This is a genomic window from Enterobacter cloacae complex sp., assembly GCF_900322725.1.
GTDB classification, from domain to species: Bacteria; Pseudomonadota; Gammaproteobacteria; order Enterobacterales; family Enterobacteriaceae; genus Enterobacter; species Enterobacter quasihormaechei.
Genome location: NZ_LT991957.1, coordinates 2,381,884 through 2,406,265, shown reverse-complemented (window position 1 = coordinate 2,406,265; position 24,382 = coordinate 2,381,884). Strand labels below are relative to the sequence as shown.

15 protein-coding genes, 3 rRNA genes and 1 riboswitch are annotated in these 24,382 nt (G+C 56.2%); of the genes, 4 read left to right on the top strand and 14 right to left on the bottom strand.

Features of this window, described 5'->3' with window-relative positions:
* Nucleotides 1-33: 33 nt before the first annotated feature.
* Complete coding sequence (gene metH, locus DBR02_RS12005) at nt 34-3,717, bottom strand: methionine synthase (protein ID WP_107534460.1); 3,684 nt, start codon at nt 3,715-3,717, stop codon at nt 34-36.
* Nucleotides 3,718-3,910: 193 nt separating this feature from the next.
* Here metH and iclR point away from each other — a divergent pair, with 193 nt between their 5' ends.
* Nucleotides 3,911-4,738 carry a glyoxylate bypass operon transcriptional repressor IclR gene (gene iclR, locus DBR02_RS12000; protein WP_129741603.1) on the top strand — a complete coding sequence of 276 codons (828 nt, stop codon included), beginning with the start codon at nt 3,911-3,913 and terminating at the stop codon, nt 4,736-4,738.
* Here the strand turns inward: iclR and aceK are convergent.
* The 7 genes from aceK to DBR02_RS11965 all read right to left on the bottom strand — a co-directional run bounded on the left by aceK (nt 4,692) and on the right by DBR02_RS11965 (nt 15,691).
* Nucleotides 4,692-6,455, bottom strand: a complete 1,764-nt coding sequence (gene aceK, locus DBR02_RS11995) for a bifunctional isocitrate dehydrogenase kinase/phosphatase (protein WP_107534458.1) — start codon at nt 6,453-6,455, stop codon at nt 4,692-4,694. The two genes, iclR and aceK, sit on opposite strands and share 47 nt — an antisense overlap.
* 49 nt (nt 6,456-6,504) lie before the next feature.
* Nucleotides 6,505-7,809, bottom strand: coding sequence for an isocitrate lyase (gene aceA, locus DBR02_RS11990; RefSeq protein WP_063449886.1), 1,305 nt, complete (start codon nt 7,807-7,809; stop codon nt 6,505-6,507).
* 31 nt (nt 7,810-7,840) lie between these two features.
* Nucleotides 7,841-9,442: a malate synthase A gene (gene aceB, locus DBR02_RS11985; RefSeq protein ID WP_063449887.1), complete on the bottom strand. Its 1,602-nt coding sequence runs from the start codon at nt 9,440-9,442 to the stop codon at nt 7,841-7,843.
* A gap of 270 nt (nt 9,443-9,712) precedes the next feature.
* Nucleotides 9,713-10,642, bottom strand: coding sequence for a homoserine O-acetyltransferase MetA (gene metA, locus DBR02_RS11980; protein ID WP_063865536.1), 930 nt, complete (start codon nt 10,640-10,642; stop codon nt 9,713-9,715).
* 224 nt (nt 10,643-10,866) lie between these two features.
* Nucleotides 10,867-10,982 (bottom strand): 5S ribosomal RNA (gene rrf, locus DBR02_RS11975).
* Nucleotides 10,983-11,047: 65 nt separating this feature from the next.
* Nucleotides 11,048-13,951: ribosomal RNA gene (locus tag DBR02_RS11970) — 23S ribosomal RNA — on the bottom strand.
* Nucleotides 13,952-14,149: 198 nt separating this feature from the next.
* Nucleotides 14,150-15,691: ribosomal RNA gene (locus DBR02_RS11965) — 16S ribosomal RNA — on the bottom strand.
* The 16S, 23S and 5S rRNA genes sit together here, the layout of an rRNA operon.
* Before the next feature lie 563 nt (nt 15,692-16,254).
* Between DBR02_RS11965 and purH the strand changes: the two genes are divergently transcribed.
* Together purH and purD are read left to right on the top strand one after the other, a co-directional pair.
* The gene (gene purH, locus DBR02_RS11955) at nt 16,255-17,844 is read left to right on the top strand and encodes a bifunctional phosphoribosylaminoimidazolecarboxamide formyltransferase/IMP cyclohydrolase (protein ID WP_107534457.1); all 1,590 of its coding nucleotides are present in this window, start codon (nt 16,255-16,257) and stop codon (nt 17,842-17,844) included.
* A 15-nt stretch (nt 17,845-17,859) separates the two neighbouring features.
* On the top strand, nt 17,860-19,152 hold the full coding sequence (purD, locus tag DBR02_RS11950; RefSeq protein WP_107534456.1) for a phosphoribosylamine--glycine ligase: 1,293 nt from the start codon (nt 17,860-17,862) through the stop codon (nt 19,150-19,152).
* Nucleotides 19,153-19,245: 93 nt separating this feature from the next.
* Here purD and DBR02_RS11945 read toward each other — a convergent pair whose 3' ends face one another.
* The 6 genes from DBR02_RS11945 to nudC form a co-directional block, all read right to left on the bottom strand.
* Nucleotides 19,246-19,938: a DUF1481 domain-containing protein gene (locus DBR02_RS11945; protein ID WP_107534455.1), complete on the bottom strand. Its 693-nt coding sequence runs from the start codon at nt 19,936-19,938 to the stop codon at nt 19,246-19,248.
* 11 nt (nt 19,939-19,949) lie between these two features.
* Nucleotides 19,950-20,222, bottom strand: coding sequence for a nucleoid-associated protein HU-alpha (gene hupA / locus DBR02_RS11940; RefSeq protein WP_002445246.1), 273 nt, complete (start codon nt 20,220-20,222; stop codon nt 19,950-19,952).
* Between the two features lie 186 nt (nt 20,223-20,408).
* Nucleotides 20,409-20,999, bottom strand: coding sequence for a YjaG family protein (locus DBR02_RS11935; protein WP_022646712.1), 591 nt, complete (start codon nt 20,997-20,999; stop codon nt 20,409-20,411).
* A 41-nt stretch (nt 21,000-21,040) separates the two neighbouring features.
* Complete coding sequence (nfi, locus tag DBR02_RS11930) at nt 21,041-21,712, bottom strand: deoxyribonuclease V (protein ID WP_010425928.1); 672 nt, start codon at nt 21,710-21,712, stop codon at nt 21,041-21,043.
* A 9-nt stretch (nt 21,713-21,721) separates the two neighbouring features.
* Nucleotides 21,722-22,786 (bottom strand): uroporphyrinogen decarboxylase, encoded by a 1,065-nt coding sequence (gene hemE / locus DBR02_RS11925; RefSeq protein WP_028015107.1) that lies wholly within the window; start codon nt 22,784-22,786, stop codon nt 21,722-21,724.
* A gap of 38 nt (nt 22,787-22,824) precedes the next feature.
* Complete coding sequence (gene nudC, locus DBR02_RS11920) at nt 22,825-23,598, bottom strand: NAD(+) diphosphatase (RefSeq protein WP_088204570.1); 774 nt, start codon at nt 23,596-23,598, stop codon at nt 22,825-22,827.
* Nucleotides 23,599-23,693: 95 nt separating this feature from the next.
* Between nudC and rsd the strand changes: the two genes are divergently transcribed.
* Nucleotides 23,694-24,191, top strand: a complete 498-nt coding sequence (gene rsd / locus DBR02_RS11915; RefSeq protein WP_107534454.1) for a sigma D regulator — start codon at nt 23,694-23,696, stop codon at nt 24,189-24,191.
* Between the two features lie 54 nt (nt 24,192-24,245).
* A riboswitch (TPP riboswitch) is annotated at nt 24,246-24,355 on the top strand.
* Nucleotides 24,356-24,382 lie beyond the last annotated feature (27 nt).

Here is a 24,382-nt window from a genome sequence, read left to right as displayed (position 1 = left end):
GAGGTGCCCTGTTTGTTGTAAGGAAAAGTGACGTTAGTCTGCGTCGTAGCCTAAATTCGGCGCCAGCCAGCGTTCTACCTCTGACACGCTCATGCCTTTACGCTGGGCGTAATCTTCAATCTGATCGCGCTGAAGCTGCGCCACGGCGAAGTACTTGCTGTCCGGGTGGCTGAAGTACCATCCGGAAACGGACGCGCCCGGCCACATAGCAAATGACTCGGTGAGCTTCATGCCCGTATGCGCTTCTACGTCCAGCAGTTTCCAGATAGTGCCCTTCTCGGTATGTTCCGGACAGGCCGGATACCCCGGTGCCGGACGAATGCCCTGGTAGTTTTCGCGGATCAGCTCCTCGTTGCTGAGGTTCTCATTCGCCGCGTAGCCCCAGTACACCTTACGTACGCGTTCGTGCAGGTATTCAGCAAAGGCTTCCGCCAGACGGTCGGCAATCGCTTTCACCATGATTTTGTTGTAATCATCATGCTGTGCGTCGAACGCATCCGCCAGCGCATCTTCTTCCAGACCCCCGGTGACGGCAAACGCGCCGATATAGTCGGCTTTCCCGCTCAGCTTTGGCGCAACAAAATCCGCCAGGCAGTAGTTGGCAAAGCCCACTTTCTCCGTTTGCTGGCGCAGGTGATGGCTCACGGCCAGCACGTGGGTGCGGGTTTCATCGCGATAGATTTCCACGTCGTCGCCCACGCGGTTTGCCGGGAACAGCCCCACCACGCCGCGCGGATTGAGGGCTTTCTCTGCGCTCAGCCTGTCGAGCATGTCGTTGGCATCTTTAAACAGGCGTTTCGCCTCTTCGCCTACCACCTCGTCTTCCAGGATGCGCGGATATTTGCCCGCCAGCGACCAGGTCATAAAGAACGGCGTCCAGTCGATGTAGTTGCGCAGCGTCTCAATGCTGGCGCCCACCTCCTGCACGCCCAGACGGTGCGCGACCGGCGGCGTATAGCTTGCCCAGTCGAAGGCCAGGTCGTTATCGCGCGCGGCGGCGAGCGTCACCGGCGGCGTGCGCGGTTTCTTACGGCCGTGCTGAATGCGGACGGTTTCGTACTCTTTGCGGGTGCGGGCGACAAACTCATCGCGCTGGGTATCGGAAAGCAGCGCGGAGACCACTCCCACGGTGCGCGAGGCGTTTTGGACATACACCGTCGGCCCGCTGTAGTTTTGCTCGATTTTCACCGCCGTGTGGGCTTTCGAGGTGGTGGCCCCGCCAATAAGCAGCGGAATGGTGAAGCCCTGACGCTCCATCTCTTTCGCCACGTTGACCATTTCGTCCAGCGACGGCGTGATCAGCCCTGAAAGACCAATCAGGTCAGCGTTGACTTCGCGTGCGGTCTTGAGGATTTTATCCGCCGGAACCATCACGCCGAGGTCAATAATCTCGTAGTTATTACACTGCAACACCACGCCAACAATGTTTTTGCCGATGTCGTGCACGTCACCCTTCACGGTGGCGATAACCATTTTACCGTTGCTGGAGCCCTTCTCTTTGCTGGCTTCGATAAAGGGTTCCAGATAAGCCACAGCCTGCTTCATGACGCGGGCGGATTTCACCACCTGCGGCAGGAACATCTTGCCCTCGCCGAACAGATCGCCGACCACGTTCATGCCGTCCATCAGCGGCCCTTCGATCACCTCAATCGGGCGGGCTGCCTGCTGACGCGCTTCCTCGGTATCTTGCTCGATGAACTCGGTAATCCCTTTCACCAGCGAGTATTCCAGACGCTTTTTCACGTCCCAGGCGCGCCACTCGGCCTGCTGAACGGTGGCTGATTCATCCGACTTGCTGCCGCGATATTTTTCCGCCAGTTCCAGCATGCGCTCGGTGGCGTCGTCACGACGGTTGAGGATCACGTCCTCGACGGCGTCGCGCAGCTCGGCAGGCAGATCGTCGTAAATCGCCAGCTGGCCCGCGTTAACGATCCCCATATCCATTCCGTTGCGGATGGCGTAGTAGAGGAACACGGCGTGGATCGCCTCACGCACCGGGTCGTTACCACGGAACGAGAACGAGACGTTCGACACGCCACCCGAGATCAGCGCATGCGGCAGCTCGCGTTTAATGTCTTCACACGCGCCGATAAAGTCCTGGGCGTAATTGTTGTGCTCTTCAATACCGGTCGCGACGGCGAAGATGTTCGGGTCGAAAATGATGTCTTCCGGCGGGAAGCCCACCTCTTCGGTCAAAATCTTGTAGGCGCGGCGGCATATCTCAGTTTTGCGCTCGCGGGTATCAGCCTGGCCCACTTCATCGAAGGCCATCACCACCACGGCGGCCCCGTAGCGGCGCACCAGCTTCGCGTGGTGAATAAAAGTATCGACCCCCTCCTTCATCGAAATGGAGTTGACGATGCCTTTACCCTGAATGCATTTCAGCCCTTTTTCGATGACGTCCCATTTGGAGGAGTCAATCATGATTGGCACGCGGGCAATGTCCGGCTCACCGGCAATCAGGTTGAGAAAACGCACCATCGCCGCTTCGGCGTCGAGCATCCCTTCGTCCATGTTGATATCAATAATCTGCGCGCCGCTCTCGACCTGCTGACGGGCAACGTCCAGCGCTTCGTTGTACTTCTCTTCTTTGATCAGGCGCTTAAACTTTGCGGAACCGGTGACGTTCGTACGTTCACCCACGTTCACAAACAGGCTGTCATCACCGATAGTCAACGGCTCAAGGCCGGAAAGGCGACAGGCAACCGGAAGCTCGGGCAGCTTGCGCGGCGGCAGCCCGGAAACGGCGCGGCTCATGGCGGCGATGTGCTCCGGCGTGGTGCCGCAGCAGCCGCCAACAATGTTCAGGAAGCCAGACTCGGCCCACTCGCGGATTTGCGCTGCCATGGTGTCGGCATCCAGATCGTATTCGCCAAACGCGTTCGGCAGACCGGCGTTCGGGTGGGCGGTGACGTAGCATTCGGCGATGCGCGAAAGCTCCTGCACGTACTGGCGCAGCTCGTCCGGCCCCAGCGCGCAGTTCAGGCCGAAGGAGAGGGCTTCAGCGTGGCGCAGCGAGTTATAGAAGGCTTCGGTGGTCTGGCCGGAAAGCGTGCGCCCCGAGGCGTCGGTGATGGTGCCGGAAATCATGATCGGCAGGTCAACGCCCAGCGCCTCGAACTCCTCTTTCACCGCGTAAATCGCGGCTTTGGCGTTGAGGGTGTCGAATACGGTTTCAATCAGGATCAGGTCGGAACCGCCTTCCACCAGCGCTTTAGTAGACTCACGATAGGCGGCCACCAGCTGGTCGAAGGTGATGTTACGAAACGCCGGATCGTTGACGTCCGGTGAAATTGACGCGGTGCGGTTCGTCGGGCCAAGCACCCCGGCAACGTAGCGCGGTTTATCCGGGGTACGGGCGGTCCATTCGTCGGCGCAGGCGCGGGCGAGCCTGGCCGCCTCAAAGTTGATCTCCGCCGACAGGGATTCCATCTGGTAATCCGCCATGGCGATGGTTGTCGAGTTGAAGGTGTTGGTTTCTACAATATCCGCACCCGCTTCAAAGTAGGCGTTGTGGATATCCCGGATGACGGACGGTTTGCTCAACACCAGCAGGTCATTGTTTCCTTTCAGGTCACAAGGCCAGTCGGCAAAGCGCTCACCGCGGAAATCGTCTTCGCTCAGACGATAGCCCTGGATCATGGTGCCCATGCCGCCGTCCAGCACCAGAATTCGTTCATTTAACTGCGCACGCAGTTGCTCTACTTTGCTGCTCACACTTGCTCCCGACAACGCTCAACATGGCCAAAAGGCTGCGTTCCATACTGGCATAATCTCGCAGGGCCGAAAAGCCACACGGCGGGAACATGAGACATGTTCACCATCACTCCTCCGATCAGTCAGGAAAGCGGTTGCAAATTCACCAAATAAAACGAAAATGATTTCCACGATACAGAAAAAGGAGTTCGTCATGGTTACGACCGTTCCCGCTAAACGCGGCAGAAAACCTGCTGCCAACCCTGCCACACAGCCCGGCGGACAGGTTCAGTCCCTGACGCGCGGCCTGAAGCTGCTGGAATGGATAGCCGAATCGCATGGTAGCGTGGCCCTGACGGAGCTGGCGCAACAGGCGGGATTACCGAACTCCACTACCCACCGTCTGTTGACGACCATGCAGCAGCTGGGTTTCGTGCGTCAGGTGGGCGAGCTGGGACACTGGGCAGTGGGCGCGCATGCGTTTATTGTCGGCAGCAGTTTTCTGCAAAGCCGCAACCTGCTGGCGATTGTTCACCCGATCCTGCGCAAGCTGATGGAAGAGTCCGGCGAGACGGTCAACCTTGCGGTGCTGGACCAGAGCGATCATCAGGCCATTATTATCGACCAGGTACAGTGCACGCAGCTGATGCGCATGTCCGCACCGATTGGCGGCAAGCTGCCGATGCATGCCTCCGGGGCGGGTAAAGCGTTTCTGTCGCAGCTGAGCGAAGAGCAGGTGACGGGGCTGCTGCACCGTAAAGGGCTGCACGCCTACACCCACGCCACCCTGGTGTCGCCGGTGCATCTGAAAGAAGATCTGGCGTTGACCCGCAAGCGCGGCTATTCGTTTGATGACGAAGAACACGCCCTTGGCCTGCGCTGCCTCGCGTCCTGTATTTTCGACGAGCACCGCGAGCCGTTCGCCGCGATCTCGATTTCCGGGCCGATTTCGCGCATGACCGACGATCGCGTCACCGAGCTGGGCGCGCTGGTGATTAAGGCCGCGAAAGAGGTGACGCTGGCGTATGGTGGGATTCGTTAAACCGCACACAAAACCGCTGCTTGCGGCGGTAAGCGTACACATCTTCCACATGTCCGTTTTTGATCCGCGTTTGTAGCCCGCGCCAGTAGCTGGCGTGGAACAGATCTTCATGCATCTCTTCAAATAACGGCCCGATGCGTGGGTCCGCACACAGCCAGTGGCGAAACTCCTCGGGAAACACATCGCCCGGCGAAACGCTGTACCACGGCTCGCTGGACAGCTCGTCTTCCGGGTAGCGCGGCGGCGGTATGTCGCGGAAGTTTATCTCGGTCATGTAGCAAATTTCATCGTAATCGTAGAACACCACCCGCCCGTGACGGGTGACGCCGAAGTTTTTAAACAACATATCGCCGGGAAAAATATTGGCGGCGGCGAGTTGGCGGATGGCGTTGCCGTACTCTTCGATGGCATCACGCAAAGCCTGGCCCTCTGACTGTTCCAGCCAGATGTTGAGCGGCACCATACGGCGCTCAATGTAGAGATGGCTAATCGCTATTTTATCGCCCAGATCGGTGATTTTCGTTGGCGCTTCCTGCATTAACAGCGACATGAGCGCCGGATCGATCTGCTGCTTATCCAGCACAAAGTTTTCAAACTCCTGGGTATCGGCCATTCGGCCGACGCGATCGTGCTCTTTTACCAGCTGATAGCAGGCGCGGACGTGGGCGGCGGTCATCTCTTTCTGCGGAGCGAAATTATCCTTAATCACCTTAAACACCCGATCGAAGCCCGGCAGCGTGAAGACCAGCATCACCATGCCGCGGATACCTGGCGCTTCGATAAACTGCTCATCCGCCGCGATGACATAGCGCAGATACTCCCGATAACTTTCCGTTTTGGCATGCTTCTGACAGCCAATCGCCATATACAGCTCGGCGGTGGTTTTGCCCGGCAGGATCTCGCGCAGCCACTCCACCAGGGCGGCCGGCAGCGGAGCATAAACCATGAAATAGGAGCGGGCGAAACCAAAAACGATGCTGGCCTCGGCGCTGGTGGTCAGGCAGGTATCGACAAACAGTTCGCCGTCGTCGGTACGGTGAATGGGCAGCAGAAACGGCACAATGGCCGTCGGCGTAATCAGTTTGCCCACCAGCCAGGCGGCCTTATTCCGGTAGAACAGCTCGTTAGCCACCTGCACATGGCTGCGGCTGAGCACCTCCTCGCCGTAGGTTTCATTGAGATGAGCGTGGATATAGCCGATATCCCGGAGTTTGTTCTCCCACGGCAGGCGCAGCGGCAAATCCGTTAAGATGCGATGCAGGAGCTTTTCCCACCCGCGATCGGGAAAGAAATCTTTCGCCAGCGGACGCGGAATGGTACGGAAGCGGCGCTCAGGCTGGGAGCTGAAGATAAATAACCGCTCAGGAGATAATGAGCGGTGGTCAAATAACCGGCAATAGACGGAGTTGAAAAAGCTCTCCGCAATCTCGAAGCGAGGGTAGTCGGGTAACAGATGGGTGTAACACTCTTTCACGCGCAGTAAAAATGCCGCATCCGGACTTTTACCGTCGGTAATACAACGCAGTTGCTCCACCACCAGGCCTACGTGGTGGTCATAAAGATGGATACGCTGCTTCATGGCCTGCTGAACCACATGCCAGTCGGCATGCTCAAAGCGCTGCTGCGCGCCGGAGGTCACTTCCAGAAAACGGCCATACTGGGCGTCAAAGCCCTGAAGAATGGTTTGGGCAATCAATAATTCCAGACCACGCGACATAGATTCCCCCTCACCCCGGCCCTCTCCCCAAAGGGGAGAGGGGGAAAAATTAGAACTGTGCTTCTTCGGTTGAACCCGTTAATGCCGTGACGGAGGAAGTGCCGCCCTGAATAATCGTGGTCACATTGTCGAAGTAGCCGGTTCCCACTTCCTGCTGGTGAGAAACGAAGGTATAGCCCTCTTTTCCTGCTGCAAATTCTGGCTGCTGTACCTTCTCAACGTAGTGCTTCATGCCCTCACCCTGCGCGTAGGCGTGCGCCAGGTCGAACATGTTGAACCACATGCTGTGGATACCCGCCAGGGTGATGAACTGGTACTTGTAGCCCATATCCGACAGCTGCTGCTGGAAGCTGGCAATGGTCGTGTCGTCCAGATTTTTTTGCCAGTTGAAGGACGGCGAACAGTTATAGGCCAGCAGCTTGCCCGGATATTTCGCATGAATCGCATCGGCAAAACGCTTCGCCAGCGCCAGATCCGGCGTGGAGGTTTCACACCAGACCAGGTCGGCGTAAGGGGCATAGGCCAGACCGCGGCTGATGGCCTGTTCGATACCGGCATGCGTGCGATAGAACCCCTCGCTGGTGCGCTCGCCGGTAATAAATTCGCTGTCGTACGGATCGCAGTCAGAGGTGATCAGGTCCGCCGCATCCGCATCGGTACGGGCAATCACCAGCGTCGGCACGCCGAGCACGTCAGCAGCCAGACGCGCGGCAACCAGCTTCTGAATCGCTTCCTGGGTCGGGACGAGAACTTTTCCGCCCATATGCCCGCACTTCTTCACCGACGCCAGCTGATCTTCGAAGTGAACGGCCGCTGCACCGGCCTCAATCATCGATTTCATCAGTTCAAAGGCGTTAAGCACGCCGCCGAAACCCGCTTCCGCATCCGCCACGATCGGCAGGAAGTAATCAATAAAACGCGGATCGTTGGGCTCGATGCCTGCGGCCCACTGGATCTGATCCGCGCGGCGGAAGGTATTGTTGATCCGATCCACCACCGACGGCACCGAGTTAGCCGGATAAAGAGATTGATCCGGATACATGCTGGAGGCCAGGTTGGCATCCGCCGCGACCTGCCAGCCGGAAAGGTAGATGGCTTCTATGCCGGCCTTCGCCTGCTGCAATGCCTGACCGCCGGTCAGTGCACCGAGGCTGTTGATATAGCCTTTTTTAGATCCCCCGTGCAGCAGATCCCACATTTTCGCCGCGCCATTCTGCGCCAGCGTACATTCCGGGTTTACCGAGCCGCGTAACTTCACCACTTCCTCTGCGCTGTACGGGCGACGGATGCCTTCCCAGCGCGGTTGAGTCCACTCTTTCTGTAATTCTTCGATTTGTTGGGTACGGGTTTTCATGTGCAGATGCTCCATATTGTTATGTGGTGAGTTACGCCAGGAAGCGGTAGCCCGGCAGGGTCAGGAAGTCGATTAAGTCATCTGAGGTGGTGATTTGCTCCATCAGGCGCGCAGCGTCGTCAAAGCGCCCGCTGCTGAAGCGGTGCTCGCCCAGTTCGTCCTGGATGACCCGCATCTCTTCGGCCAGCATCTGACGGAACAGGGCTTTGGTGACCGGTTTGCCGTTGCTGAGCGTTTTTTGATGGTGGATCCACTGCCAGATAGAGGTGCGCGAAATTTCCGCCGTGGCAGCATCTTCCATCAGGCCGTATATCGGCACGCAACCGTTGCCTGAGATCCATGCCTCGATGTACTGCACGGCGACGCGGATGTTAGCGCGCATCCCCTCTTCCGTGCGTTCACCCGCGCACGGTGCCAGCAGGTGTTCTTCAGCCGTTGGGGCATCATCCTCGCGCGTGACAAACAGCTGGTTTTTGTTGTCGCCCAGCACGCGGTTAAAGACCTCCATCGCCGTATCGGCAAGACCGGGGTGCGCGATCCACGTTCCGTCGTGGCCGTTACGCGCTTCCAGCTCTTTGTCGGCTTTCACCTTGTTGAGCACCTGATTGTTTCGCTCAGCATCTTTGCTCGGGATAAACGCCGCCATGCCGCCCATCGCAAACGCCCCGCGTTTGTGGCAGGTCTTGATCAGCAGGCGCGAATAGGCGCTGAGGAACGGTTTATCCATGGTGACAACCTGACGATCCGGCAATACCCGGTCGGCATGGTTTTTCAGCGTCTTGATGTAGCTGAAGATGTAATCCCAGCGGCCACAGTTCAGGCCCACAATATGGTCGCGCAGCGCATGGAGGATCTCATGCATCTGGAATACGGCGGGCAGGGTTTCAATCAGCAGCGTGGCTTTAATGGTGCCGCGCGGCAGGCTGAAGCGGTCTTCTGCGTAGCTGAATACTTCACTCCACCACGCCGCTTCCTGCCAGGACTGGGTTTTCGGCAGATAGAAATAAGGGCCGCTGCCTTTCGCCAGCAGGCTTTTGTGGTTGTGGAAGAAGTAGAGCGCAAAGTCGAACAGGCTCCCCGGAATCGCTTCTCCGCGCCAGGTGACGTGTTTTTCAGGCAGGTGCAGACCGCGTACGCGACAGATCAGCACCGCCGGATTCGGTTTGAGCTGGTAGATTTTCCCGGCTTCGTTGGTGTAGCTGATGGTGCCGTTGACGGCGTCGCGCAGATTGATCTGCCCGTCGATCACTTTCCGCCAGTCCGGTGCCAGCGAGTCTTCAAAATCGGCCATAAAGACTTTGACGTTGGCGTTCATGGCGTTGATCACCATTTTGCGCTCTACCGGGCCGGTGATCTCCACGCGACGATCCTGTAAATCTTCAGGAATTCCGCGAATTTTCCACTCACCATGACGAATGGAAGCGGTTTCCGAAATAAAGCCTGGCAACTTGCCGTTATCGATTTCCTGCTGCTGATGAATGCGTGCCGCCAGCAGTTTATTGCGCTGTGGCGTAAAGCGGGTCACCAGTTCAGTCAGGAACTCTACCGCTTCGGCCGTCAAAATCTGCTGTTCTTGCTCACCATTCGGCTGGGTAAAGGTCAATTCATCGACCGTGGTTGCCTGTTGAGTCATCGTTCTGCTCCTCATCAAAGATCCAAAATCACGCCCCCAATGCGAACGAAAGATCGTTGTGTAGTTTTCGCTCAGCAGAATTAAGACTATCTATAAATTTTCCAAAATCAAAAACAATTTCCATTTTAATTTTAATTTCAACGCAACTTGATGATTAATATAGAGTTAAAGTTTCCTGACATGTTGAACAGAATTTCGGAAATAAAAAAGGCACCCGAAGGTGCCTGATCTGAATAGCTGAAACGCTTTAGGATTGTTTAATGCAGACGATTACTCCAGCGTCGGATTCATGTGGCGAAGATCGTACGGCGTAATCTGGTAGACGTAATAGTTGAGCCAGTTAGTGAACAGCAGATTTCCGTGGCTGCGCCAGGTGGCTCCTGGTTTGTTTTGCGGATCGTTTTTCGGGAAATAGTTGTACGGGACATCCGGATTAAGACCCGCCTCGACATCACGAAAATACTCTGACGCGAGGGTGTCGGGATCATACTCAGGATGGCCGGTAACGAACGCGATACGTTTGTCTTTACTGGCAAACAGGTAGGCATCGCCATCTTCCGTTTCGGCCAGAATTTCCAGGTCGGTGTAATCGCGGATCAGCTGTGCCGGGAAATCGGCATAGCGGGAGTGAGGCGCAAGGAAAGTGTCATCAAAGCCGCGCGTCAGCAGCGCGTGAGGATGAAGGATGTGATGTTCATACACACCAGAAAGCTTTTCGCTACGGGTTTGCTTAGGGATGCCATAGAGAATATTGAGCGCGGCTTGTACCGCCCAGCAGACAAACAAGGTGGATGTAACGTGATCTTTTGCCCACTCCAGCACCTGCCTGATCTGCGGCCAGTAGGCAACGTCATTAAATTCCACCAGACCCAGCGGTGCGCCGGTGACGATCAGTCCGTCGAAGTTCTCATCGCGGATGTCCGCAAAATTACAGTAGAAGTTATTCAGATGCTCGGCGGGCGTGTTGCGTGACTCACGTGCATCAATGCGCAGCAGCTGGATATCAACCTGAAGCGGAGAGTTCGAAAGCAAACGCAGGAACTGGTTCTCCGTTTCGATCTTCTTTGGCATCAGATTGAGGATCAGCACCTTCAGCGGGCGAATTTCCTGACCAGAAGCACGTGAAGTTGTCATGACAAAGACGTTCTCTTCACGCAAGAAATTGACGGCTGGTAGCTCGTCCTGCACCCGAATCGGCATAACCTAAAATCCTCACAGCATACGTATAAACGTTTAGACATCCAGACAGCTAACGATACCCAGAAACGGGCTTAATGTCGAGTCCGCAAGCAGAAGGTGAGAAAGTTTCAAGGAGGGGATGGTGCGGTTTGATGGCCTCACCCCGGCCCTCTGCCACAGGGTAAAGGAGAAAAACAAAAGCAAAAAACCCCGTACCTTACGGTACGGGGTTCTTCTTGTTTGATGCCTGGCAGTTCCCTACTCTCACATGGGGAGACCCCACACTACCATCGGCGCTACGGCGTTTCACTTCTGAGTTCGGCATGGGGTCAGGTGGGACCACCGCGCTAAAGCCGCCAGGCAAATTCTGTTCATCTGTATCAGGCTGAAAATCGTGTCTCTTCGCCAAAACATCTTCGGCGTTGTAAGGTTAAGCCTCACGGTTCATTAGTATCGGTTAGCTCAACGCATCGCTGCGCTTACACACCCGACCTATCAACGTCGTCGTCTTCAACGTTCCTTCAGGAGACTTAAAGTCTCAGGGAGAACTCATCTCGGGGCAAGTTTCGTGCTTAGATGCTTTCAGCACTTATCTCTTCCGCATTTAGCTACCGGGCAGTGCCATTGGCATGACAACCCGAACACCAGTGATGCGTCCACTCCGGTCCTCTCGTACTAGGAGCAGCCCCCCTCAATTCTCCAGCGCCCACGGCAGATAGGGACCGAACTGTCTCACGACGTTCTAAACCCAGCTCGCGTACCACTTTAAATGGCGAACAGCCATACCCTTGGGACCTACTTCAGCCCCAGGATGTGATGAGCCGACATCGAGGTGCCAAACACCGCCGTCGATATGAACTCTTGGGCGGTATCAGCCTGTTATCCCCGGAGTACCTTTTATCCGTTGAGCGATGGCCCTTCCATTCAGAACCACCGGATCACTATGACCTGCTTTCGCACCTGCTCGCGCCGTCACGCTCGCAGTCAAGCTGGCTTATGCCATTGCACTAACCTCCTGATGTCCGACCAGGATTAGCCAACCTTCGTGCTCCTCCGTTACTCTTTGGGAGGAGACCGCCCCAGTCAAACTACCCACCAGACACTGTCCGCAACCCGGATTACGGGTCTACGTTAGAACACCAGCCATTAAAGGGTGGTATTTCAAGGTTGGCTCCACGCAGACTGGCGTCCACGCTTCAAAGCCTCCCACCTATCCTACACATCAAGGACCAGTGTTCAGTGTCAAGCTATAGTAAAGGTTCACGGGGTCTTTCCGTCTTGCCGCGGGTACACTGCATCTTCACAGCGAGTTCAATTTCACTGAGTCTCGGGTGGAGACAGCCTGGCCATCATTACGCCATTCGTGCAGGTCGGAACTTACCCGACAAGGAATTTCGCTACCTTAGGACCGTTATAGTTACGGCCGCCGTTTACCGGGGCTTCGATCAAGAGCTTCGCGTTGCCGCTAACCCCATCAATTAACCTTCCGGCACCGGGCAGGCGTCACACCGTATACGTCCACTTTCGTGTTTGCACAGTGCTGTGTTTTTAATAAACAGTTGCAGCCAGCTGGTATCTTCGACTGATTTCAGCTCCGTCCGCAGGGACTTCACCTACATATCAGCGTGCCTTCTCCCGAAGTTACGGCACCATTTTGCCTAGTTCCTTCACCCGAGTTCTCTCAAGCGCCTTGGTATTCTCTACCTGACCACCTGTGTCGGTTTGGGGTACGATTTCGTGTTACCTGATGCTTAGAGGCTTTTCCTGGAAGCAGGGCATTTATCACTTCAGCACCGTAGTGCCTCGTCATCACACCTCAGCGTTAAAAGGTACCGGATTTACCTGGAACCTCCGCCTACATGCTTAAACCGGGACAACCGTCGCCCGGCTGACATAGCCTTCTCCGTCCCCCCTTCGCAGTAACACCAAGTACAGGAATATTAACCTGTTTCCCATCGACTACGCCTTTCGGCCTCGCCTTAGGGGTCGACTCACCCTGCCCCGATTAACGTTGGACAGGAACCCTTGGTCTTCCGGCGAGCGGGCTTTTCACCCGCTTTATCGTTACTTATGTCAGCATTCGCACTTCTGATACCTCCAGCAACCCTCACAGGCCACCTTCAACGGCTTACAGAACGCTCCCCTACCCAACAACACATAGTGTCGCTGCCGCAGCTTCGGTGCATGGTTTAGCCCCGTTACATCTTCCGCGCAGGCCGACTCGACCAGTGAGCTATTACGCTTTCTTTAAATGATGGCTGCTTCTAAGCCAACATCCTGGCTGTCTGTGCCTTCCCACATCGTTTCCCACTTAACCATGACTTTGGGACCTTAGCTGGCGGTCTGGGTTGTTTCCCTCTTCACGACGGACGTTAGCACCCGCCGTGTGTCTCCCGTGATAACATTCTTCGGTATTCGTAGTTTGCATCGGGTTGGTAAGCCGGGATGGCCCCCTAGCCGAAACAGTGCTCTACCCCCGAAGATGAATTCACGAGGCGCTACCTAAATAGCTTTCGGGGAGAACCAGCTATCTCCCGGTTTGATTGGCCTTTCACCCCCAGCCACAGGTCATCCGCTAATTTTTCAACATTAGTCGGTTCGGTCCTCCAGTTAGTGTTACCCAACCTTCAACCTGCCCATGGCTAGATCACCGGGTTTCGGGTCTATACCCTGCAACTTAACGCCCAGTTAAGACTCGGTTTCCCTTCGGCTCCCCTATACGGTTAACCTTGCTACAGAATATAAGTCGCTGACCCATTATACAAAAGGTACGCAGTCACCCCATAAAGAGGCTCCCACTGCTTGTACGTACACGGTTTCAGGTTCTTTTTCACTCCCCTCGCCGGGGTTCTTTTCGCCTTTCCCTCACGGTACTGGTTCACTATCGGTCAGTCAGGAGTATTTAGCCTTGGAGGATGGTCCCCCCATATTCAGACAGGATACCACGTGTCCCGCCCTACTCTTCGAGTTCACAACAAGTGTGTTTTCGTGTACGGGACTATCACCCTGTACCGTCGGACTTTCCAGACCGTTCCACTAACACACAAGCTGATTCAGACTCCGGGCTGCTCCCCGTTCGCTCGCCGCTACTGGGGGAATCTCGGTTGATTTCTTTTCCTCGGGGTACTTAGATGTTTCAGTTCCCCCGGTTCGCCTCGTTAACCTATGTATTCAGTTAACGATAGTGCAACGGATTGCACTGGGTTTCCCCATTCGGACATCGACGGGTCAGGGGTTCATATCACCTCGCCGTCGCTTTTCGCAGATTAGCACGTCCTTCATCGCCTCTGACTGCCAGGGCATCCACCGTGTACGCTTAGTCGCTTAACCTCACAACCCGAAGATGTTTCACTTCTGATTGCGAAAATTTGAGAGACTCGAACACACATGAGCTGTGTGTCGTTTCAATTTTCAGCTTGATCCAGATTTTTAAAGAGCAAAACTTCTTAATGCACTCGAAAGTACATTCAGAAGTTCATCATTCATCAGACAATCTGTGTGGACACTACAAAGGCAGGTTCTTTAAGGTAAGGAGGTGATCCAACCGCAGGTTCCCCTACGGTTACCTTGTTACGACTTCACCCCAGTCATGAATCACAAAGTGGTAAGCGCCCTCCCGAAGGTTAAGCTACCTACTTCTTTTGCAACCCACTCCCATGGTGTGACGGGCGGTGTGTACAAGGCCCGGGAACGTATTCACCGTGGCATTCTGATCCACGATTACTAGCGATTCCGACTTCATGGAGTCGAGTTGCAGACTCCAATCCGGACTACGACGCACTTTATGAGGTCCGCTTGCTCTCGCGAGGTCGCTTCTCTTTGTATGCGCCATTGTAGCACGTGTGTAGCCCTACTCGTAAGGGCCATGATGACTTGACGTCATCCCCACCTTCCTCCAGTTTATCACTGGCAGTCTCCTTTGAGTTCCCGGCCTAACCGCTGGCAACAAAGGATAAGGGTTGCGCTCGTTGCGGGACTTAACCCAACATTTCACAACACGAGCTGACGACAGCCATGCAGCACCTGTCTCAGAGTTCCCGAAGGCACCAAAGCATCTCTGCTAAGTTCTCTGGATGTCAAGAGTAGGTAAGGTTCTTCGCGTTGCATCGAATTAAACCACATGCTCCACCGCTTGTGCGGGCCCCCGTCAATTCATTTGAGTTTTAACCTTGCGGCCGTACTCCCCAGGCGGTCGACTTAACGCGTTAGCTCCGGAAGCCACGCCTCAAGGGCACAACCTCCAAGTCGACATCGTTTACGGCGTGGACTACCAGGGTATCTAATCCTGTTTGCTCCCCACGCTTTCGCACCTGAGCGTCAGTCTTTGTCCAGGGGGCCGCCTTCGCCACCGGTATTCCTCCAGATCTCTACGCATTTCACCGCTACACCTGGAATTCTACCCCCCTCTACAAGACTCTAGCCTGCCAGTTTCGAATGCAGTTCCCAGGTTGAGCCCGGGGATTTCACATCCGACTTGACAGACCGCCTGCGTGCGCTTTACGCCCAGTAATTCCGATTAACGCTTGCACCCTCCGTATTACCGCGGCTGCTGGCACGGAGTTAGCCGGTGCTTCTTCTGCGGGTAACGTCAATTGCTGAGGTTATTAACCTCAACACCTTCCTCCCCGCTGAAAGTACTTTACAACCCGAAGGCCTTCTTCATACACGCGGCATGGCTGCATCAGGCTTGCGCCCATTGTGCAATATTCCCCACTGCTGCCTCCCGTAGGAGTCTGGACCGTGTCTCAGTTCCAGTGTGGCTGGTCATCCTCTCAGACCAGCTAGGGATCGTCGCCTAGGTGAGCCGTTACCCCACCTACTAGCTAATCCCATCTGGGCACATCCGATGGCAAGAGGCCCGAAGGTCCCCCTCTTTGGTCTTGCGACATTATGCGGTATTAGCTACCGTTTCCAGTAGTTATCCCCCTCCATCAGGCAGTTTCCCAGACATTACTCACCCGTCCGCCACTCGTCAGCGAAGCAGCAAGCTGCTTCCTGTTACCGTTCGACTTGCATGTGTTAGGCCTGCCGCCAGCGTTCAATCTGAGCCATGATCAAACTCTTCAATTTAAAAGTTTGATGCTCAATGAATTAAACTTCGTAATGAATTACGTGTTCACTCGTTGAGACTTGGTATTCATTTATCGTCTTGCGACGTTAAGAATCCATGTCACTTTGAGTGCCCACACAGATTGTCTGATAAATTGTTAAAGAGCAGTGCAACGCGGCTTTCGCTCACCGTTGCGAGGTGGCGTATATTACGCTTTCCTCTTTCAGAGTCAACCCGTTATTTCAGGATTTTTTCTCTTCAGCCGACCGCGTTGTCTGTGAAGTGATTCACATCCGCCGTGTCGATGGAGGCGCATTATAGGGAGTTCTCCGCAGGCCGCAACCGCTAAATGACAGAAAAATGACTGACTGCTGCATTCCCCAGCAAAACCCCGCCTTATACCCTTTTACACACAGAGTTACCCACAGCGCTTCGAAAAAGTGAAAATATGCGAGCGTTGCGCAAACGTTTTCGTTAAAATACTCGCGCTTAACAAGGAGGCCTCGTCAGGTGTGTTAGATGAGTTTTTCGCTGGAAAATTCATCTAACGCTCTCTGTAATCGTGAAATCCAGGGGATTTACCATGCAACAACGTCGTCCAGTCCGCCGCGCTCTGCTCAGTGTTTCTGATAAAGCCGGTATCGTCGAATTCGCTCAGGCACTTTCCGCACGGGGTGTGGAGCTGCTTTCTACAGGCGGTACCGCTCGCCTGTTAGCAGATAAAGGTCTGCCGGTAACCGAAGTGTCCGACTACACCGGTTTCCCGGAAATGATGGATGGACGCGTCAAAACCCTGCATCCGAAAGTGCACGGCGGCATTCTGGGCCGTCGCGGTCAGGACGACGGCATTATGGAACAGCATGATATCGCGCCTATCGATATGGTCGTTGTTAATCTCTACCCGTTCGCCCAGACCGTCGCCCGCGAAGGCTGCTCTCTGGAAGATGCGGTTGAGAATATTGATATCGGCGGCCCAACCATGGTGCGCTCCGCGGCGAAGAACCATAAAGATGTGGCCATCGTGGTGAAGAGCAGCGACTACAGCGCCATTATTAATGAGATGGATGTTAACGACGGCTCCCTCACTCTCGAAACCCGCTTCGACCTTGCGATTAAGGCGTTCGAACACACCGCCGCGTACGACAGCATGATCGCCAACTACTTCGGTAGCCTGGTTCCTGCCTACCACGGAGAAAGCAAAGATCCCTCTGGCCGCTTCCCGCGCACCCTGAACCTGAACTTCATTAAGAAGCAGGATATGCGTTACGGTGAGAACAGCCATCAGCAGGCTGCCTTCTATATAGAAGAAGAGGTAAAAGAAGCCTCCGTTGCGACCGCCCAGCAGGTTCAGGGCAAAGCCCTTTCCTATAACAACATTGCCGACACCGACGCCGCGCTGGAATGCGTGAAAGAGTTCAGCGAGCCGGCCTGCGTTATCGTCAAGCACGCCAACCCGTGCGGCGTTGCGGTAAGCACTTCTATTCTGGATGCCTACGATCGCGCCTACAAAACCGACCCGACCTCCGCGTTCGGCGGCATTATCGCCTTAAACCGCGAGCTGGATGCCGAAACCGCGCAGGCCATCATCTCCCGCCAGTTTGTCGAAGTGATCATCGCGCCGTCCGCATCAGAAGAAGCGTTGAAAATCACTGCGGCAAAACAGAACGTGCGCGTGCTGGTCTGCGGTCAGTGGGCGGAACGCGTGCCGGGCCTGGACTTCAAGCGCGTGAACGGCGGTCTGCTGGTTCAGGATCGCGATTTGGGTATGGTGACAGAAGCCGACCTGCGCGTGGTGACCAAACGTCAGCCGACCGAACAGGAGCTGCGCGACGCGCTGTTCTGCTGGAAAGTGGCGAAGTTCGTGAAGTCTAACGCCATTGTTTACGCCAAAGAGAACATGACCATCGGGATAGGCGCAGGCCAGATGAGCCGCGTTTACTCTGCGAAAATTGCCGGTATCAAAGCAGGCGACGAAGGCCTGGAAGTGAAAGGCTCCGCCATGGCCTCTGACGCCTTCTTCCCGTTCCGTGACGGTATCGACGCTGCGGCTGCGGTGGGCATCACCTGTGTGATCCAGCCTGGCGGCTCTATCCGCGACGACGAGGTGATTGCCGCTGCCGACGAACACGGCATCGCAATGATCTTTACCGACATGCGCCACTTCCGCCATTAATTCCCGGAGCAGAAAATGAAAGTATTAGTGATTGGTAATGGCGGGCGCGAGCACGCGCTGGCATGGAAAGCGGCGCAGTCCCCGCAGGTGGAAACCGTCTTTGTGGCACCGGGTAACGCCGGTACGGCGCTGGAACCCGCGCTGCAAAACGTCGCCATCGGCGTAACCGATATCCCGGCGCTGCTGAGCTTTGCCCAGACCGAGAAGATCGATCTGACCATCGTTGGCCCGGAAGCGCCGCTGGTGATTGGCGTCGTAGACGCTTTCCGCGCCGCTGGCCTGAAAATCTTCGGCCCAACGGAAGGTGCCGCGCAGCTGGAAGGCTCAAAAGCCTTCACCAAAGATTTCCTCGCGCGTCATAACATTCCGACGGCGGAGTATCAGAACTTCACCGACGTCGAGCCCGCGCTGGCTTACCTGCGTGAAAAAGGCGCGCCGATTGTCATCAAAGCCGACGGTCTGGCCGCCGGGAAAGGCGTTATCGTGGCGATGACGCTCGAAGAAGCCGAAGCGGCAGTCCAGGATATGCTGGCAGGCAACGCCTTTGGCGATGCGGGCCACCGCATCGTGATCGAAGAATTCCTCGACGGCGAAGAGGCGAGCTTTATCGTGATGGTCGACGGCGAGCACGTTCTGCCGATGGCCACCAGCCAGGATCACAAGCGCGTGGGCAATGGCGATACCGGCCCCAACACCGGCGGGATGGGCGCTTACTCCCCTGCTCCCGTTGTCACCGATGAGGTGCATCAGCGCACCATGGACCGCATCATCTGGCCTACCGTGAAAGGGATGGCGGCGGAAGGTAACACCTATACCGGCTTCCTCTACGCAGGCCTGATGATCGACAAGCAGGGCAACCCGAAGGTGATCGAATTCAACTGCCGCTTTGGCGATCCGGAAACCCAGCCGATCATGCTGCGCATGAAATCCGACCTGGTGGATCTGTGCCTGGCGGCCTGCGAAGGCAAGCTGGACGAGAAAACCTCAGAGTGGGACGAGCGCGCGTCTCTGGGCGTGGTGATTGCTGCGGGTGGCTATCCGGGGAACTACAGCACCGGAGATGAGATCCACGGCCTGCCGCTGGAAGAGATTGACGGCGCGAAGGTGTTCCACGCCGGGACAAAGCTGGCTGACGACGACCGCGTGCTCACCAACGGCGGCCGCGTGCTGTGTGCGACCGCACTGGGCCAGACCGTGGCAGAAGCGCAGAAACGCGCCTATGCGCTGATGGCGGATATTCACTGGGACGGCAGCTTCAGCCGTCAGGATATCGGTTATCGTGCCATTGCGCGGGAGCAGGGGGAGTAATTTCCCCCTCACCCTCATCCTCTCCCCAAAGGGGCGAGGGGATCGTTCGTAGGCCGGATAAGCGTTAGCGCCATCCGGCTTAATCCTCAGAACTCAAAAACTCTTTTCCGTCGGCTGCCAGGTGCAGAAGTCTTCGTTCGCCACCAGCAGCAGCTGAGAGCCTTCCGGCGCCTCAAGCCACGCCACGCTCACTTCCATAGACGAATGCCGCTGACGGCGCTGAATGTGTTCGGTTGCCCAGGATTCAAGCTCAGGCTTCACCGTCTGCCCTTCGCAGGTGGTCACCGTGCCATCGGCATGCCAGCGCCCCTGGCGCAGCACCACGCGGCCCTGTCGCAGCGCGTCGCTGGTCTGACGGAGCTGTTCGGCGCGGTAGCGGTAAAGGCCAACCTGATCGCTGGAAAGCTGCTGTTTCAACCCGCTGACTTCATGCTGCATAAAGCTCAGCTCGCCGTGGTCGTCGAAACGCACCTTCACGTGTTCGGGGGTCTTGCTGTAGATGTTCAGTTCAATCAGCGACAGCGCATCGCCCTGCCAGCGGTACTCTGCGGTCGAGGTGTTGCCGTTATGCCACGGGCTGAACGCGGTAAGCATATGGACTTCATCGCTGGAATCTTTGCGCCAGATCCTGACCGCGCCCTGGTTGTCAGCGTAGCCGCTGGCGGTAAACGGGGGGAGTGAGGAATCATGGCTACAGGCAGACAGCAACAGTACGCCTGCCAGCGCGAGCGTTCCACGCCAGAATGACAAAAGGGGCGTTGCCGCCCCTTCGTTAAAACTGTTCACTGCCACGCGTCTTACTTAACTGCGTCTTTCAGTGCTTTACCAGAAACAAATGCCGGCACGTTAGCTGCGGCGATTTTGATTTCTTTACCGGTCTGCGGGTTGCGGCCAGTACGCTCAGCGCGGTGGTTCACTTTGAAGGTACCGAAACCAACCAGTTGTACAGCATCGCCTTCTTTCAGAGACTCAGTAATAGCAGCCAGGGTAGATTCCAGAGCAGCTTTAGCCTGCACTTTAGACAGATCAGCCTTGTCCGCAATTACATCAATCAGTTGAGTCTTGTTCATAAGTTATCCTTTCAATGTGTTTATCGCTTGCTAAGCATCGAGTGCGACGAAAATGCCAAAAAAGCACTCTCCTGCATACACGCACCGATAGCCACTTTTTTTCGCCCCCCAAATGTAGACCAGACGGGGGGCGAAAGGGAAGAGTCGAGGAGTGACAAAACAGGCGTTAAATCACGTTTTGTTGTCTCATTGGTTAAAAATTATACCAATATTGCTCTCGCCGGCCTCACGCAGGTCCGCGCGCAGGCCTTTGATCAGCTCAATATCACGCTCTTCACACTCTGCCAGCAGGCGGAAAATCTCCCACTGAATGTCCCATTCCTGTTCAACCGCCGGGTTAGCACGCAGCTCTTCGTCGGTCATTTCGCGGCCTTCCTGCGTCATTTCCAGCATCGCGACGGTCGTGATGGACGCCTTACTGACTTCAATGGCGTGCTCCAGCGTTTCACCACTCAGACGGGAGTGGATCAGCTCGCTCAACGCCACGCAGGCATCGATAGCCGGATAAACGCCGTACAGGTCGTAATCGTCCGCCGCCGGGATCGCCTCTTCCAGCTTTTCGAGCTGTGAATCGAAGTTCACCTTTGCGTCTTTCACCGTCAGCGTCTCCCAGATCAAATCCAGGATACGTCGATAAATCTGGCCTTCGCCAAACTCCGTTTGCTTACAGAACGCGGCATAGTTGGGATACATGCGCTCGCACAGGCAAGCCATAAACGTCACGTGCTGCCAGCTTTCCAGCTTCTCAAGGCGCAGATGAATCGGGTTTTGTAACATGATGATGTCTCGAATCGAAAATTAGCCGCAGTTTACCTGAATCACGGCTGAATTTCCTGCCAACGAATGAATGCCGGACGTGAAGAGGCAACGGCGTCAGCCCAGCGGGTTGGCTCCGGTAATCGATAGCCCTTCATGCAGCGCTGCACCCACGCCAGCGCGCTGTCCATGCTCACCCGGTGCCCGGTGGCGATAAACAGCGGATTACAGCGCGCTTTACTGCGCCAGACCCACGCCAGCTGCTCGCCTTTATGGATAAGCGGCGCCAGCGCGCCCGGTTCGGCAGAGAGCGGCTCAAACGCGCCGCACAGGCGTTTTTTCGCCACGCCGATGGTTGGCACGTCCACCAGCAGACCAAAGTGGCTGGCGACGCCTAAGCGGCGCGGATGGGAGATACCGTGCCCATCGACAAACAGCAGGTCAGGTTTTTGCGAGAGTTGCTCCCACGCGGCCAGCAGCGCGGGGTATTCGCGGAAGGAGAGAAAGCCGGGAATATAGGGCATGGTGGTGGCGATACGCGCCACCTTGTACTCCACCAGCTCCAGCGACGGGTATTTCAGCACCACCATCGCCGCCCGCGTCACTTCACCGCCCTGCTCAAACCCGACGTCCGCCCCGCCAATGTACTGCGGGGGATCCTTATCCAGACGATCCTCGCGGATCACCGATGAAGCCAGTTCGATTTGCTGAGCGCGTAGCGACGCGAGATCCATAACCACTCCTTACTTGTGATACTGGGCAGAAAGCCGATGCACCGCCTCCACAAATACGCCTGCGTGTTCAGGCGGCACATCCTGATGAATGCCGTGGCCGAGGTTAAAGACGTGGCCTTCACCCTGGCCGAAACCAGACAGTATAGTCGACACTTCCTCTTCGATGCGGGCAGGCTGAGCATAGAGCATGGACGGATCCATGTTGCCCTGTAGCGCCACTTTGTCGCCCACGCGACGGCGCGCATCGGCAATATCGGTGGTCCAGTCGAGGCCCAGCGCGTCGCAGCCGGTGGCCGCCATCGCTTCCAGCCATTGGCCGCCGCCTTTGGTGAACAGCGTTACCGGCACGCGGCGACCGTCGTTTTCACGCAGCAGGCCATCGACGATTTTGTGCATGTAGTACAGGGAGAACTGCTGATAATCACGCCCGGTCAGCACGCCGCCCCAGGTGTCGAAAATCATCACCGACTGCGCACCCGCTTTAATCTGCGCGTTGAGGTAAAGGGTGACGCTCTTCGCCAGCTTGTCGAGCAGCGCATGCAGCGCCAGCGGTTCGGCGTACATCATCTTTTTAATCATGGTGAAGGCTTTGCTGCTGCCGCCTTCAACCATATAGGTGGCCAGCGTCCACGGGCTGCCGGAGAAACCAATCAGCGGCACTTCGCCCTTCAGCTCGCGGCGAATGGTGCGCACGGCGTTCATCACGTAGCCCAGCTCGCCTTCCGGATCGGGGATCGGCAGTTTATCGACGTCGGCTTTGCTTTTAATTGGGGAGGTGAAGCGCGGGCCCTCGCCGGTTTCGAAATAGAGTCCCAGGCCCATCGCGTCCGGAATGGTAAGAATGTCCGAAAAGAGAATGGCGGCATCCAGCGGGAAGCGGCGCAGCGGCTGGAGCGTCACCTCACAGGCCAGCTCGGCGTTTTTGCACAGCGACATAAAATCGCCCGCCTGCGCGCGCGTGGCTTTGTACTCTGGCAGATAGCGTCCCGCCTGGCGCATCATCCACACCGGGGTGACATCAACGGGCTGGCGCAGCAGCGCACGCAGATAACGATCGTTCTTCAGTTCGGTCATTTTGCAGTTCCTTATTGCGTCAGGCCGTCAGTGTAACACTACTCATACTCGGCCCGACACATTGCCACGGTATCTTCTATCAGGCGACGCGCCACCGTTCCCGGCGGGGGTAACAGCGGTAAATTGTCGTAGCGGTACCAGTTCGCCTCCAGCAGCTCTTTCGGGTCGATAACGATCTCGCCGCTGTCGTATTCCGCCATAAACGCGGTCATCAGGGACATCGGGAACGGCCACGGCTGGGAAGTCACGTAGCGCAGGTTCTTCACCTTGATGCTGCTCTCCTCCATCACCTCGCGCGCCACCGCCTGCTCCAGCGTTTCGCCTACTTCCACGAACCCGGCGAGGACGGTATGAATGCCGTTGCGATGACGGGTATGCTGCGCCAGCAGGATGGAATCATCACGGCGGATGGCGACGATGATGCACGGCGCAATTTGCGGATAGTAACGTTCTCGGCAGTGGCCGCAGAGCAGCGCCCATTCGGTTTTACTTGGGTGCATGGTGTGCCCGCAGTAACCGCAGTATTTGTGCGAGCGGTAAAACTCCGCCAGCTGTACGCCGCGCCCCGCCAGCTGGAACAGGCCGACGTCCAGATCTAACACCTGACGTACAGATCCCATATCCTGACGGCGCGCCTGCTGGATCAACCACACGGGATCGCCCTGCCACTCGCCGATCTTCAGCGCGGACTGGCCCACCAGATCGAACGTTTCCGCGGCACCGTAGGGCAACTCTCCTGAGGGCAGCCATAATTTTTGTTCGTGGCTGACGATCCACCAACCCAGATCTGATTTTTCAATAATACGATCCATATCTATTGCACTACCTTCGCTTCACTGACATGTTGTTAGCATTGTGGTTACATTTTGGATAAGCAGATCCCATTCTAAACCTTATGGAGTCGACCATGTTAAACCAGCTGGAAAGCCTGACTGAGCGCGTTGGAGGAAGTAACACCCTGGTGGATCGCTGGCTACATGTGCGCAAGCATCTCCTTGTGGCGTATTACAATCTGGTCGGTCTTAAGCCTGGCAAAGAATCCTTTATGCGGCTGAATGAAAAAGCGCTGGATGATTTTTGTCAGAGCCTAGTCGACTACCTCTCCGACGGCCATTTCAACATTTATGAACGCATTATCCGCGAAATGGAAGGGACAACGCCGTATTTAGCGGCCAGCAAACTCTGTCCGCAGCTGGAAGCCAACACCCAGAACATCATGGACTACTACGATTCCACGCTTGAGAACGCTATCGATCACGATAACTATCTTGAGTTCCAGCAGGCGCTGTCCGACCTGGGCGAAGCACTGGAAGAGCGATTCACGCTGGAAGACAAGCTCATCGTCCTCGTGCTGGATAACAACCTGAATATCAGCAACAGCGATAACGTTGTGCGCCCTGCTTGAGTTCTTAATCGTTAACGAGTAATTTACAACCAGTCGCCCCTCTGCGGAGGGGGATTTTTCTTGTCGGAGTGCCCAGTGTGTAAGCACGGGCTGAGACCGTTAATTCGGGATCCGCGGAACCTGATCAGGTTAATACCTGCGAAGGGAACAAGAGTCACGCTGCTGTTGTATCGCCCCTGGGGCGATCTCCT